This window comes from uncultured Brachyspira sp., assembly GCF_944390595.1.
In the GTDB taxonomy this organism is placed as follows: Bacteria; Spirochaetota; Brachyspiria; order Brachyspirales; family Brachyspiraceae; genus Brachyspira.
In genome coordinates this window covers 1-15,314 of the sequence record NZ_CALXRN010000132.1, presented here as the reverse complement: position 1 = coordinate 15,314, position 15,314 = coordinate 1, and the positions used below count along the sequence as shown (strand labels likewise).

At 27.8% G+C, this 15,314-nt stretch carries 8 protein-coding genes and 2 pseudogenes; 3 read left to right on the top strand and 7 right to left on the bottom strand.

Annotated elements, in window-relative coordinates:
• The coding region (gene dnaX / locus Q0J90_RS07905; RefSeq protein ID WP_297277384.1) for a DNA polymerase III subunit gamma/tau at positions 1–1,361 on the top strand (1,361 nt) is incomplete at its 5' end.
• 55 nt (positions 1,362–1,416) lie between these two features.
• Here the strand turns inward: dnaX and lon are convergent.
• The 3 genes from lon to ruvB form a co-directional block, all read right to left on the bottom strand.
• Positions 1,417–3,918 (bottom strand): endopeptidase La, encoded by a 2,502-nt coding sequence (gene lon / locus Q0J90_RS07900; RefSeq protein ID WP_297277383.1) that lies wholly within the window; start codon positions 3,916–3,918, stop codon positions 1,417–1,419.
• Positions 3,919–4,502: 584 nt separating this feature from the next.
• Positions 4,503–5,684, bottom strand: coding sequence for a M23 family metallopeptidase (locus Q0J90_RS07895; protein ID WP_297277385.1), 1,182 nt, complete (start codon positions 5,682–5,684; stop codon positions 4,503–4,505).
• 8 nt (positions 5,685–5,692) lie between these two features.
• A complete protein-coding gene (gene ruvB / locus Q0J90_RS07890) occupies positions 5,693–6,739 on the bottom strand; it encodes a Holliday junction branch migration DNA helicase RuvB (protein ID WP_297277382.1) in 1,047 nt (348 codons plus the stop codon).
• 202 nt (positions 6,740–6,941) lie between these two features.
• Between ruvB and Q0J90_RS07885 the strand changes: the two genes are divergently transcribed.
• Positions 6,942–8,891 (top strand): methyl-accepting chemotaxis protein, encoded by a 1,950-nt coding sequence (locus Q0J90_RS07885; protein ID WP_297277381.1) that lies wholly within the window; start codon positions 6,942–6,944, stop codon positions 8,889–8,891.
• A 176-nt stretch (positions 8,892–9,067) separates the two neighbouring features.
• Here Q0J90_RS07885 and Q0J90_RS07880 read toward each other — a convergent pair whose 3' ends face one another.
• From Q0J90_RS07880 to Q0J90_RS07870, 3 genes and pseudogenes are all read right to left on the bottom strand, one after another.
• The gene (locus tag Q0J90_RS07880) at positions 9,068–9,403 is read right to left on the bottom strand and encodes a HepT-like ribonuclease domain-containing protein (RefSeq protein WP_297277380.1); all 336 of its coding nucleotides are present in this window, start codon (positions 9,401–9,403) and stop codon (positions 9,068–9,070) included.
• Between the two features lie 28 nt (positions 9,404–9,431).
• Positions 9,432–10,892 carry a nucleotidyltransferase domain-containing protein gene (locus Q0J90_RS07875; protein WP_297277379.1) on the bottom strand — a complete coding sequence of 487 codons (1,461 nt, stop codon included), beginning with the start codon at positions 10,890–10,892 and terminating at the stop codon, positions 9,432–9,434.
• Positions 10,893–11,061: 169 nt separating this feature from the next.
• Positions 11,062–12,513, bottom strand: a pseudogene (locus Q0J90_RS07870) (type I restriction-modification system subunit M).
• Positions 12,514–13,059: 546 nt separating this feature from the next.
• Here Q0J90_RS07870 and Q0J90_RS07865 point away from each other — a divergent pair.
• On the top strand, positions 13,060–14,898 hold the full coding sequence (locus Q0J90_RS07865; RefSeq protein WP_297277378.1) for a methyl-accepting chemotaxis protein: 1,839 nt from the start codon (positions 13,060–13,062) through the stop codon (positions 14,896–14,898).
• Positions 14,899–15,017: 119 nt separating this feature from the next.
• Here Q0J90_RS07865 and Q0J90_RS07860 read toward each other — a convergent pair.
• Positions 15,018–15,314 (bottom strand): annotated as a pseudogene (locus tag Q0J90_RS07860) (hypothetical protein); the annotation flags it as partial.

Here is a 15,314-nt window from a genome sequence, read left to right as displayed (position 1 = left end):
GTGTTAATGGCCCTACTGATAAGCCTTGCGGAGTTTGTCCTTCTTGTACTCAAATAGAAAACGGTACTCCTCTTGATGTTATAGAAATTGACGGTGCAAGCAACAGAGGTATAGAAAATATAAGAACCATTATTGAAAATGTGCGTATATCTCCGGTTGCCGGAAAATATAAAGTATATATTATAGACGAGGTGCATCAGATAACTAATGAGGCTTTTAATGCTTTGCTTAAAACTTTAGAAGAGCCTCCTGCACATGTTGTTTTTATACTTGCTACTACTGAAGCTGACAGAGTACTTCCTACTATAAGAAGCCGCTGTCAGCAGTATACTTTTAAATCTCTTGGTATAGAAGATTTGGAAAAGATACTTAAAGGCATACTTGATAAAGAAAATATTAAATATGATGAAGAAGCAATTTTCTTAATAGCTAAACAGGCCAGAGGTTCCGTACGCGACAGTGAAACTATACTTGAAAAGATGATAGCATACACTACTGACAAAAAATATATAACAAGTGCTGATGTTAATGCTGTTGTCGGCGGAAATAATTTTTCTTTTGTTAAAGAATTTTTTGATATAATAATATCAGGAAACAAAAAAACTTATTTTGAATTTGTAAAAAAGCTCTTTGAAGAAGCAATAGATCCTAGAACTTTTATAAACAGCATAATAGAATATATGCGTGTTGTTCTTATGATAAAAAGCGGTATTGATGACACTAAATTATTAGAGATAACAGAAAATGAAAGAGATGATTTAAAAGTATTTTCTAATCATTACAGCGATGATGAAATTGAAAGAATACTTGATTATATATTATCAGCTGAAGACCGCATAAGAAGTGCATCAAATCCTAGAACTATATTTGAAATGCGTATGCTTTTACTTCTCAATACTGACAATTTGATTCGTCCTGTTGATATAATATCTTCAAATATGCAGCCTCAGACAGAAGATTACGGACTTGATAATAATAACATTCAAAACAATATCAGCATGCCGTCAAATGAAAATAAACCGCATTATGATGTGTCTTTGAATCCTACAGATAAAAGACGCATATTCTACAATAAAATACTTTCATACATAGAAACAGAAAGCCCTACAATATATTCTTTGTTATCTCAGGGAAATCCTATAGAAAGCAAAGGAGCTACATTAATAGTTGCATTGCCGGATCATATATACGAAATGACTCAGTCTGATAAAAGAATAAATGATTTGATATCAAAGGCTATACCTAAATTTACAAAAAATAAAGATGTTGCTATACAGTTTCAAAGAGCTGTAGAAGGCAATATGATAGATAAATTAAAAAGCCGTCTGCAGGCAACTGAAGTAGATGAAAGTTCTTTATAAAATAAAAAAGGTGCAGAAAATAAAAACTTCTGCACCTTTATTTTATGATATTAAATTATTTTTTCTTTTTTGAAGACTTTTTGTTTTTATTATCCTTTTTTGTATTATTAGATTTATTCAGCTTAAACATAAAATCAAATACTTCTTTAGCATCTTTAACAGGATGGAAAGTAAGCCCTTTTTTAACATTATCAGGAATCTCATCCAAATCCCTAATGTTTTCATGCGGTATTATAACATGCTTAATAAATCCAAGTCTTTTTGCTGCTATTGTTTTTTCTTTTAATCCGCCTATAGGTAAAACTTTTCCATTTAAAGAAAGCTCGCCTGTCATAGCGGTATCATTTCTTATAACCTTATTCATAGCAAGAGAGAGCAAAGCAGTTGCCATAGTAATACCGGCAGAAGGTCCGTCTTTAGGTGTAGCTCCTTCAGGTATATGAAGATGTATAACAGCACTATTAAAGTAATCATCATCAACACCGTAATTTTTAGCAACGCTTCTTACATAACTGTATGCTATTTCTACACTTTCAGTCATAACATCGCCTAATTGTCCTGTCATATTTATAGTGCCGGCATCCTTTTTATCCTGAACTTTTATTGACTCTATAGTTAAAGTTGCTCCTCCCATAGAAGTCCATGCCAAACCTATAGCATTGCCTGGTTTTAAATCTTTCTCTGTGAAATCTTCTGTAAATATTGGCTTTTTTAAATATTTTTCTAAATCTTTATCATCAATAGTTATATTATAAGTTTTCTTATTATGTTCTACTATATCAGCTGCAATTTTTCTGCATATTCTCTCAATTCTTCTTTCAAAATTACGTACACCTGCCTCTCTTGCATAACCGTCTATTATTGAACTTATAGCCTTACTTGTAAACTTTATATTTTTAATTTCAAGTCCGTGAGCTTTAACCTGTCTTGGTATAATATATTTAGAAGCTATTTTTAATTTCTCTTCCAAAATATATCCTGAAAGTCTTATTACTTCCATTCTGTCAAGCAAAGGTCTTGGTATAGTATCAAGAGTATTAGCAGTAGTTATAAAAAGCACATTAGACAAATCAAAAGGCAAATCAAGATAATGATCCCTAAATGATGCATTTTGCTCTGGGTCTAACACTTCAAGCAATGCACTTGAAGGATCTCCTTGAAAACTTGCCCCTAATTTATCAATCTCATCAAGCATAAGCACTGGATTTTTTACTTTTACTATCTTTAAAGCTTCAATAATTTTACCAGGCATAGCACCTATATAAGTTCTTCTATGTCCTTTAATCTCTGCCTCATCTCTCATGCCGCCTAAAGAAAATCTAAAGAAAGGTCTGTCTAATGCTTCAGCAATGCTTTTTCCTATAGAAGTTTTACCAACCCCCGGAGGGCCTACAAAGCATAGTATAGAAGATTTTTTTTCAGGATTTAATTTTCTTACAGCTAAAAATTCATATATTCTCTCTTTAACATCTTCAAGTCCGTAATGATCTCTGTCTAATATCTTTTTGCTTTTCGCTATATCTTCTCTTTCTTTATTTTCCTTATTCCAAGGCAAAGCAAATAGAGTATCCAAATAATTTTTTGAAACAGTATATTCCGGAGAATGAGTATCTATTGTGGAAATCTTTTCAATCTCCTGCTCCATTCTCTCTTTAACTCCTTCTATAACATCAAGTTCTTCAAGAGTTTTTTTATACTTTTCTATATCTCTCTGTTTAGGATCCGTATCATATCCTAATTCTTTTTTAATTTCTTTTAATTGCTCTTTAAGGAAATATTCTCTTTGCTGTTTTTGTACTTTTGAATTTATACTGCCCTGTATTTTCTGCTGTATCTTTGTTATTTCTCTTTCCTTTTGCAAAAGAAGAAGAACTTTTTCTAATCTCTCCTGAATATCAAAAGTTTCCAAAATTTCCTGCTGGCTTGCTCTTTCAACATTAATCATAGAAGTAACAAAATCAGCTAATTTTCCAGGATCATCAACATTAACCATAGTAAGACGCATCTCTTCTGTAAAAAGCGGATTATTCTCGCTTAGAGATTTTACTTCTGAAAGCAATGCTCTGGTATATGCTTTTATTTCTTTAGCCTCTTTTTCATTATGGAAAGGATCTATATCCGGTATATAAAGAGGCTCTGCTCTTATTACAGGTTCTGTGGTTGTGAATCTCATAACTTTATATCTTCTTATAGAGTTTATGAGAAGATTAAGCCCTCCGTCCGGAAGATTAAGCTTTTTGAATACTTTTACAACAACACCTACTTTATAAATATCATTAACTGAGGGATTTTTCCTATCAGGAGGATTATCTGATATATATAAATTCAGCCCCAAAAAACCGTCATTTTCAGCTATAGCTTTATTAACGGCATCAGCATGCATAGGAGGTATTGGAAATGGTGCATAAAGTCCTGGAAAAAGAGGCTTTCCCATTACTGGTATTATAATAAGTCTTGAAGGCAGTTTATCTTCCACTATTGAAACCGTATTATCATTGTTTTTATTTTTCTTATTATCGCTATTTTTATCTATATCTTTATTTAATTCATCACTCATTAAAAATCTCCTGCTTACTTATCATTAATATATCATATAAAAATAAATGTATAAGTCAAATTTATATCTTATTAAGTAATACATGCAATAATCATGCCAATTATTTATCTAATTTTTATATATAAATAGCACATATTATAATGCTTTTTGAAAAATTACAGGTGCCAATTATAAAAAATGTATTATAATTAAACATTAAAAATTCTTTTTTGTATATAGATTATCCATTTTTGAATACTACAAAAATATTTTAAATCTGATATTGAAATTTTATATAAGCATATCTGCATCAAAAGATAAAAAACATTATATAAATAAAATTCACATATTATTTTTATAAGATTTTGCCCGCCCTTTAAGCTTATGATTTTATTTTGTTATTTTTGTATTATTTTCATTGATAATTTTTCGCTGTAATTATAATACCCGCCCAAACGTTTTTTAAATTTATAGTGCAATTATCCGCACGCAGAATAAAACTAAAAATATAAAATCGATTATTAATGCATTTTTTATTATATTTGAAATTTAGTTCACCGTGCGTAAATATAAATGTTTGAAAATTACAGCAAATTTATGTAAAATTAAAATCTTGCTCCCAAATAAGGCATAGGATTCTTATGATCTCCTCCTACTCTCACTTCAAAATGGCAGTGTATGCCTGTAGTACGTCCTGTATTTCCTATAAGAGCTATTTTATCTCCGCGTTTAACTTTTTGACCCGCATTTACTAATAATTTTGAATTATGTCCGTAAGCTGTTTGATATCCGTTAGCATGAGAAACAATTACAAACCATCCGTATCCGCTTCTCCATCCTGCAAAAGTTACAGTTCCGTCTGCTACAGCTATTATAGGAGTACCATAAGACCCTGCTATATCAACTCCGTAATGGTAGCTTTTTTCCTGATTAAATGGAGAAAGTCTTGCCCCGAAACCGCTTGATACTCTTCCCCCTCCGGAAACAGGCCAGCCTAAAGGTATTTGATCATGTATTCTTGGAGAAATATTCATAAATGATAAAACATTTTTCTGATATCTATCAACTTCATTTAATATCTTATTAATATTTGTCATATCATCATTATTTAATATATTTTGATTATTGTTAAATGTACTTGTATTATTATAATCTATTGTATGTGATATATTCTTCATTGAATTATTATAATTAACTAAAGCTGTTGAGAATCTATTTAATGCTTGTTTATATTCTTCTATTAAAGTGTAAGTTTTTGCTTCTCTTGCAGAAAGAGTATTATAAAATTCTCTTGCTTCTTTTTGTTTATTGTAGGCATCAAACCCCGTATAAACTAAGGCCGAAAATACCAAAAGTAAAAATGTTATCATAAAGTTATTAATAGGAAGTCTTACTCCATGCTCTTCATCATCATAGAATATTAATATACTTCTTTCATGGTTTCCTTTTCTTTTAATGGCATTTATTATACCAGAGAAAAAATGCCTTATACCGTATGTAGAATTATATATAGATTTAAATACTTTTCTTGTTTTAATGAATTTTATTTTTCTAATTTTCGGAGGCTTATACCTGCCGTTATTTATTTTTACATTTTTTTTATAATTAATATCAAAATGAGAATAGGAATCTATTGTAGGCTTTTTATTACTGCTTTTAAAATTACCTACAAATTTATCAGCAAGCCCTCTGACATCTTTTGAAGTTTCTTCTAAGTAATATTTATCTAACTGAGCATTAGATCTTCTTTCATTTTTTGTGCTTGTATCATTAGTAAATAAAATAATAAGCCCCCTTAAAAGTCAAATAGTCCCTTTTCTTCATTATTATAATTATCGTCATATCTTGAAGAAAGATTTAAATATGAATATGCCTTATTAGTAGCTACTCTTCCCTTAGGTGTTCTCTTTATAAAACCGCATTGTATCAAATAAGGCTCTATAACATCTTCAATAGTTTCTATCTGTTCCGACAAAGACACCGAAATGGTATCAACTCCTACAGGACCTCCGTTATAATGTTTAATAATAGTATTTAAATAAAGTTTGTCAAGTGCTTCAAATCCGTTTTTATCCACACCCAATTTTTCTAAAGAATCACAGGCAAACTCTTCGTCTATTTTTAAAACATCATTAACAGTGGCAAAGTCAAATACTCTTCTTAAAAGTCTATTAACTATTCTTGGAGTACCTCTGGATCTTGATGCTATAGAAATGGCAGCTTCATCTGTTACATCTATATTAAGAAATACAGAACTTCTTTTTACAATATCAGCCAAATCTTCATTAGTATAGAATTCAAGCCTTTCTACTATACCGAATCTGTCATAAAGAGGAGTACTTAAAAGTCCGCTTCTAGTTGTAGCCCCTATCAATGTAAAATGAGGAAGTTTTACTCTAAAGCTCTTAGCACTTGTTCCCTCACCTACTTTTATATCAACAAAAAAATCTTCCATAGCAGAATAAAGCACTTCTTCTACAACAGTTCTTAGTCTATGAATTTCATCTATAAATAGTATATCTTTTTCTCCCAAAGTAGTAAGTATAGAAGCAAGATCGCCCGGACGTTCTATTATAGGTGCAGAAGTAGCTTTTATATTACTGCCCATTTCATTTGCTATTATCTGAGCAAGTGTAGTTTTGCCTAGCCCTGGAGGACCGTAAAATAGTATATGATCTAAAGAAACATCTCTCTTTTTAGCACTGTCTATAAAAACCTTTAATTTTGATTTAATATTATTCTGTCCTAAAAAATCATCAAATCCTTTCGGTCTTATAGAATTACTGTTATCCTGTTTATCATAAGAGTTCTCTTCAGCGTTTGTTATACTTTCTTTATCCATAGTATTTATAATTCCAAATTTAGAGTGCTATTATACAATATATTATGTTAAATAACAAATTTATTTATGTTTTGAAGCAAATAAATTCTAAAAAATAATAATTAAAATAATTTAATTATTTCTTTAATATGGTGTAAAAAGTAGTTGTGTATAATTAGTTTTATCATATAATATGAAATATAATAGTATTTGGAGAATATTAATGAGCAAATTTAACAGCCTACAGTTTAAAATAAGCATGATTATATTAGTACCATTTTTTATTATGCTTATGATATCGGGTGCATTTAATATTTTATCTGTAAGAAATGTTACAAGAAAATTATCATATAGGGTGTTAGAAGAAAGTGCTAAAGGAGAAGCAGCTAAAGTAGAAAATCTTGTTCAGGAAGCTCTTGATAGTTTAAAAACATTTGAATATATAGTTAATGATCTATACAGTTCCGGAGAGAGAAACAGAGATATTTATAAAGAGAATGTTGAAGAATTTTTTAGCACTTTGCCGGAAGGTACAGGAGCTTTATTTTTAGTATTTGAACCTAATATGATGGGAAATGATGCAGATTATATAAATGATGCAAATTATTCTGAGGCAGGCGGAATGTTCTCCGAGTATGCATATAGAAACAATGGTTCTATAAGCAGCAGAGGTATGACTAAAGAAGAGTTAAAAAGCGATTATTATACTGCTCCTATAAAATCAGGAAATACTCATATTACATCTATATATGATTTTGAAGTGGGCGGAAAAATGGTAAAGATGAATACTTGGTCAATACCTATAAAAAATAACAATAAAGTTATAGGTGTTGCGGGGGTTGATATATTTATAGATTCTTTGGCTCCTATAATGGATAATATAAAGCCATTTGAAAATACTCTGACTTCATTATTTGATCATAATGGTTCTCTTCTCTATAATGTAGAAGATGAAAGTTATATTGGACAAAATGTTTATGATGCTTATTCTTATTACAAAGACTATAATTTATTAGATAAAATTAAAGCCGGAGAAACTATAATATTTGAAGAGTATAGTTCAACTTTAAAAACTAAATCAACATATATATTTGTACCTATAAAACTGCAGACTGGTCAAAATTGGGGTATGAAAATATTAGTACCTAATTATATAATACTTAAAGACAGCACTAACATAAGAAATATTATGATAATAGTATCAATTGTAATGCTGCTAACCGTATTTATAATAACTCCTTTAATTATTAGAAATAAAGTTATTATAATTATAAAACTGCTTGCTCAGGATTTAACAAGATTATCTAATGGAGATATATCTTGGAGCACTCCTCCAGGATTTGTTGCATTAAAAGATGAATGGGGAACTATAGCAAGAGCTGTTCAAGGTATTTTAGATAATTTAAATAATGTAATGGAAACCGTTAAACAATCATCTTCTCAAGTTGAAAATGCTGCTAATGAAGTTCTTTCAGGTAATCAGGATTTATCAAACAGAACAGAAATGCAGGCTTCGAGTTTAGAGGAAACTGCTTCTACCATGAGTGAAATGGCATCCAATGTTAAATATGTTACTAAAGATATATCAGATACTACTGTAATAGTTGTAGAGGCAAAAGAGTATGTAAGCAAAGCAGGAGAGATAATAGAAGACAGTGTTAATAAAATGGATGCTGTTTATGAGGCAAGCTCAAAAATTATGGACATTACTAAATTAATAGAATCTATTGCTTTTCAAACTAATATACTTGCTCTTAATGCTTCTGTAGAGGCAGCACGTGCCGGAGAGCAGGGACGAGGATTTGCTGTAGTTGCTAGCGAGGTAAGAAACTTGGCACAGAACACTCAGGAATCTGTAAAAAATATTACTTCTTTAATAATCGACAGTAATGATAAAATAAATTTAGCTGCTGCAAGTGTTAATGAATCAAAAGAAATGTTTATAGAAATATCAGAGATAATGGATAAAGCTTCAGATTTGATGCAGAAAATAGATATGTCTTCTAAGGAACAAGAAAGAGGAATAGAACAAATCAATACAGCTATTACAAATATGGATTCTTCTGTTCAGCAAAATGCTGCATTAGTTGAAGAAGCTAGCTCATCATCTCAGCTTTTGCTTAATGAATCGCAGAATTTAAGTAAATTGATTGACTTCTTTAAATTAAGATAATAAGTTAATCTGAAAAATTACTATTCATCAAATATTAAGAATAGTGAATTATAAAAATATTATAAATTTAGTTTTTATATATTTATATAAATTAATATAACATATAAAAAAATATTGTAATATTATTTTAAGTCTTTTTTATTACATTAGACATAACATTCTAAGTAACTAATTTTTTATAGTATTATACTATATATATCTTCTTTTAATTTAGGAATATCTTTTTTTATAGTTTCCCATATTACATCATTACTAACTTCATAATATTGATGTATTAAAAAATTCCTCATATCTGATAATAATCGCCATTCTATTTGAGAATTCTTACTTTTTATTTCAATGGATATTTTATTACTAGCTTCTCCTATTATTAGAATTTCATATATCATTAATTTTTGCATTCTTTTATTAGATAAAAAATCTTTTTTATCATTTATTTCTAGTAAATATTCTTCTATTGAATTTATAGCGTTTTTAATATCATTAATAAAATAAGTATCGCTTTTTTTCATTTTAATACCTTTTAGTTATTTATGAAATTTATTTTAATAGTACTTCTTTATTTTCATCTATAGACTCAATCATATATTCTCTTATATTATTTTCCAATATTAAATCAACTTTCCTTGATAACAATATTTCTAGTTCATTTTTAATTCTTATTATTTCAAACATACTTTTGTACTCTTTGAAACTAACTAGTATATCTATATCGCTTTTATCATTAAAAACAGATTTTTCTTTTTTTATAAATGAACCAAATATGGTTATTTTATTTGCCCCTTCTTTTTCTAACTTTTTTAATATAATTTGTTTCTGTATATCTGGAATTTTTTTTCTTTGTTCATTCATAAATTTTAATCTTCTCTCACAAACTTTTGGCATTTTATCATACTTTCCATTTGCTATTCTCCATAATGTCATATAAATTGGTCCGCTGTCTCTATTTTCTCCTGTTACTTTATTATATAGATGTACTAATTGCTCAGCATCTCCATAATTAGGGGTTAAACCAAAACCATTTCCTATAGAAATTTCCATTAATTTTAATAAATTTTCCTCATCATAAATAAGATGATCTTTTTTTAATTGGTCTGGTATATAATATCCATTTACAAATGGTATTTTAAGTTCTTTCAGTCTTACTTCAAGCATAAACTCAGTTATACCAAAATATTTCCTTATAATTGAAGATTCTCTTAAAATATCTATAGTTCCTACTATTTCGTTTTCTCTAAGAAATTTATTTAATTCATCTTTAGGCACTAATAAATTTCTTGCATATTTATTAGCAAATACTTCATTACTAAACATTATATTAGAATATTCATCTACATAATAAGCTTTATCAAAAAGTTCTCTATTATCTATACTAATATATTTCACATAATGACCTATTTCATGAGCTATAATCTGATTTTCAGATTCTTTTATATATAAATCTTTTGGTACTACAAAATTTCCTATTTTAAAATCTTCCCTTTTAGGATTAATATTTATAAGAGATTTTTTTATGTTTATCATTCCTGCTTTAGTTTTATATTTAGAAAATAATTTTTCATCATATATAACATTTAAACCAAAAGCTCTAATTGCAAAATCTGTAACAGGAAATGGATATTTTATTACCCCTCCTTTATCTGTATAATCTTTTAAATTTTTTTCTATAATATTTATTATTTCATTATTTTTTATCATTACATCCTCCTTTTTAAGAGTTTTAAAATATGTTTCTTCATAATAATCTGTATCTTCATCTATACTATTATCTATTTTCGAATGTTCAAGTATATTAATAATCTCATTTAAATTATAATTTACATTTAATGCTTCTAATATAGATATAACTTCATTTTTAGATGGTATTTTTCTACTACATTCTATATCACTTAAATATACATGTCCTTCATTACCTAAATTCATTTTTTCAGATAAATCTCTTAAACTTAAAAACTTGCTCATTCTGAATTCACTTAAAGTTTCTCCAATATTTTTTTCCATAAAACCTCCTAGAAAAATAAATTTCCAATATGGATAGATTAAAAAATTAGTATTTGTAAATTATCATATAAAACGTATTTACATTCCAATATGGTTTAATTTAACACCCATGTTATATATTACAATAAATATTTTATTTAAAGTCAAATCCAATGATAAAAAATATTACTTATAATTTTATATCTTTCAAAATATTTTCTAATTTATTATTTAATTCTGTATTTTCTTTTTCTAATACATGTATTTCTTTGATTATGCTTTTCAAATTAATACGCTCCTCATCTTCAAATGAATCTATATATCTGGATATATTTAAATTATACTCATTTTCTCTTATTTCCTTTATTGATGCTTTCTTAGAGTATTTTTCTATATCTTTTCTATTTTTATAAGCATCACATATTTTTTCTATATCCTCATCGCGTAAGCGGTTTTGATTCTTGCCTTTTTCATATTCTAATCCGGCATCTATAAATAAGATATCTTTTTCTTTTCTATTCTTTTTTAATATGAGTATGCATGATGGTATTGAAGTGCTGTAAAATAAATTATTAGGTAAACCTATAACAGCATCAAGTAAATTGTCATCAATTATCCTTTTACGTATCATTCCTTCACTTGAACCTCTAAACAATACACCATGAGGCATTACAACTGCAGTTATCCCATTGTCTAACATACTATTTATCATATGCAGTATAAAAGCATAATCGCCTTTGCTCTTAGGAGGTATTCCATATTCAAATCTTTTATATTTATCATTTTCAGCAATTTCATATCACCATTTATCCAAACTAAAAGGAGGATTTGCTATTACTATGTCAAACTTTTCCAAATTACCATTACTATCTGCAAATTTAGGCTCTTTAATAGTATCTCCCCATTTTATTACAGCCTTATCCATTATCTCATTCAAATACATATTCATTCTGCATAAAGAATATGTTTGACTGTTTTTTTCCTGACCGTATATACTGCAATTATTACCGCCAAGTTCTTTATATACTTTTACCAGAAGTGAACCGCTTCCGCATGCAGGATCATATACCTTTAATACACCTTTTCTTTTATAACTCACTATTTTAGCCATAAGTATAGATACTTCAGGAGGTGTAAAAAATTCTCCTGCCCTTTTACCGGCATCTCCGGCAAAGTTTTTTATCAAATATTCATAAGCATCTCCCATAACATCATTATTATCTAATGCACTTGGGCTTAAATCTAAAGCAGGATCATTAAAATCTTCTAATAAATTTTTTAAAATAGTGTTTCTTGTATTTCCAAATTTACTTGAGTCATTAAAATCTATATTATTAAAAATACCTTCAAATTTGTCTGGATTTTGTTTTTCTATTTCATGTAAAGCTGTATTAATTATTTCTCCTATATTATTTTCTTCACGCATAGAATACAAATAATCAAAACTTGATACATCGCTTATTTTGTAATCTATTTTTGATGAACTATTTTTATCAGATTTTTCTTTGATAAAATCTGATAAATATTTAACAAACAGTATAGTTAATATATAATATTTATAAACTGAAGAATCTATAGATCCTCTAAAAGTATCGCATGCTTTCCATACTATATTTTCTATGGTTTCTTTTGTAGTTTTCATATTAATTTATCCTTAGAATATCAATTATTCATATTATGATATATAAAAAAATATTTAATTAAACTAATAATTATATTATTAAACTTTTTATTACAACAGCATTTTTTGTATTATTTGTACAATATATATTTTTTCTATTAAATTTTTATATATAAACCATATATTATTTATTATATGTACAATAACATAATTTTTTAATACAAAAAATATTTATATCGTGCTTAATACTACAAATATTACATAATTAAAATAGATTTTTAAAAATCGGCGGATATAACGTAAATTATATCCGCTATTAAGGTAAATTATGAAGAAAAAAATTTATAAAATTAGATACAAATCAATTCTGATATATCATAAATATATAAAAGTTTTTAAAAAAGTGTTAAAAAAAAATGTTATTTTTTTATTTTTTTCAAAAAATTTTGGTTTTATGCAATCAAATTATGATTAAAAAAATATATACTTTATTTAATTTTATTGTATAATCTATCTGTTAAATATTTTTCATTAATTTTAATATTGATTGTTTTTTGGAGTTTTTCTATGAGAAAATTACATAGTTTATCTTTTAAAATACCAGCAATTATAACATTGATTTCTATTATACTTATAGTAGTTATATTATCTATAGCTGTAAATTTTGCCAATATAGGAATAAGTAAAAGCAGATTTGAAGGCTTTCAAAATACAGTTCAGGCTTATGCAAAACTATTTGATTCAATATTGATAAATCAAATATCATTAGCAAAAACATATTCTGTAGCACCTGCAGTTATTGAGGCATTAATGAACAGAGATGAAGCTTCATTAAAAGAATTATCAAATGCTTTAACTCAATTTAATGATGCTAATGAATATTCAATAAATGCTGTTGTTACAGACTTAAATGGAAATGTCATAATGGATGCTATTGGAAACACTTCAGGGGATATAACTAAACTAAGGCCTACTTTATGGAATAAATTAAAATCAAATAATTATGAATTTACTTATGACGATGATTTAGTACAATCAAAAGATACAGGAGTTCATTCCATAGCTATAGGCGGAGGAATAAAGGACCCTGCAGGAAATTTAATAGGAGTTTCTTTTGTTATAATAGATTGGAAACTTATTCATGATAATTATTTCACAGATATATCTTTAGGTAAAACAGGAAGAATATTAGCAATAGATTCTAATTTAACAGATATGATGGATAATTTATATGATCAAATAGGCTCAAAAGCTGTTAGTAATTATAAAACTGTGTTTGACAATAATTTATCACAAGGAAGATTATCATATATTTATATGGGACAAAATAGAACAGGTTCATACTATAAAATGAAAACTATGAATTGGATTGTAGCTATGACTATGTTTGACAGCGAGATATACGCTACAAATAGAGATTTAATAATTATTAGCTCCATTGTAGGTATAATAGCTATTGTATTATTAACTATATTCATATATTTATTTATAAAGAGATTAATGGGACATTTAAACAGCATTATAAAAGAAGCAAAAGAAATAGAGATGGGAAATTTAACATATGCTGCTAATGAACATGCAAGAAAAGATGAGCTTGGAATATTATTTGAATCTTTTAAAGGAATGCGTGAAAAACTAACAGAGATTATATCTAAAGTTAATGATTCTTCACAAAAAATTACTTATGCAGCACAGGAATTATCAAATGGAAATGCTGATTTATCAAGAAGAACAGAAGCACAAGCTGCAAGCCTTGAAGAAACAGCAAGTTCTATGGAAGAGATGGCTTCAACAATAAAGTCTTCAACTTCTCATTCCGTAGAAGGAAATAACATGATGAAAGATTCTATGGATTCTATTAGAAATGCCGGTGCTATAATAATAGAGACCACAAAAAGCATAGAAGAAGTTAATGAAGATAGTGAAAAAATAAAAAACATTACAAAAGTTATTGAAGACATAGCATTCCAAACTAATATACTTGCTCTTAATGCCGCAGTTGAGGCTGCACGTGCTGGGGAACAGGGTAAAGGTTTTGCTGTTGTAGCAAGCGAAGTTAGAAACTTGGCTCAGAACTCTCAAACTTCTGCAAAAGACATAACTAATTTAATTAATGTTATATACGAAAAAATAAATAAATCTGCTGAAAAGGCAAAAGAATCTCAGCAAATATTTGAAGATTTAGAGAAAAAAATAGAAGAGACTTCAAATATAATGCGTGATATAAGCGAAACAGCAGTTGAACAGCAGGTAGGAGTTGATCAAGTAAATACCGCAGTTTCTCAAATGGACACAGTAACACAGCAAAATGCCGCATTAGTTGAAGAGGCATCTGCTGCTGCTGACTCTCTATTAAATGAAGCTAAAGAACTTGAACAGGCTATGCGTTTCTTTAAATTAAGATAATATTTAAGCGGTAAACAAAGCCAGATTATAACGACAGCTATAATCTTATTAACGGCGGAGTTTACTGCTAGCAATAATAAAGTATAATTATTATAAAATATATTACTGTTTTATAATGGTTATACTTCTCTTTTTATATTAGGAGTATAAATTATTCTTATAAAATCGCTGTCCTTATCGTCCATATCTCCTAAAAACATTCTTTCATGTTCAGGTACTTTCTCATAAGCCTCTTTTAATAATTCTCTGTTATCATCTGAAGGATATACAAGATAATTATGATAGCATCTTATTGCATAATCAAAAGCATTTTCTTTACCTGAAATCTCTTTTATATTTTCTTCTATTTCCTTTAATTTTTCTTTTTTATTTGTGTATTTTATAACTGGTTTTAATTTAAGTTTTGCAAGATTTTC

Coding starts and splice junctions, on each gene's coding strand:
- Q0J90_RS07885 (WP_297277381.1), top strand. CDS start 6,942: ATGAGCAAATTTAACAGCCTACAGTTTAAAATAAGCATGATTATATTA.
- Q0J90_RS07880 (WP_297277380.1), bottom strand. CDS start 9,403: ATGAAAAAAAGCGATACTTATTTTATTAATGATATTAAAAACGCTATA.
- Q0J90_RS07875 (WP_297277379.1), bottom strand. CDS start 10,892: ATGGAAAAAAATATTGGAGAAACTTTAAGTGAATTCAGAATGAGCAAG.
- ruvB (WP_297277382.1), bottom strand. CDS start 6,739: ATGGATAAAGAAAGTATAACAAACGCTGAAGAGAACTCTTATGATAAA.
- lon (WP_297277383.1), bottom strand. CDS start 3,918: ATGAGTGATGAATTAAATAAAGATATAGATAAAAATAGCGATAATAAG.
- Q0J90_RS07865 (WP_297277378.1), top strand. CDS start 13,060: ATGAGAAAATTACATAGTTTATCTTTTAAAATACCAGCAATTATAACA.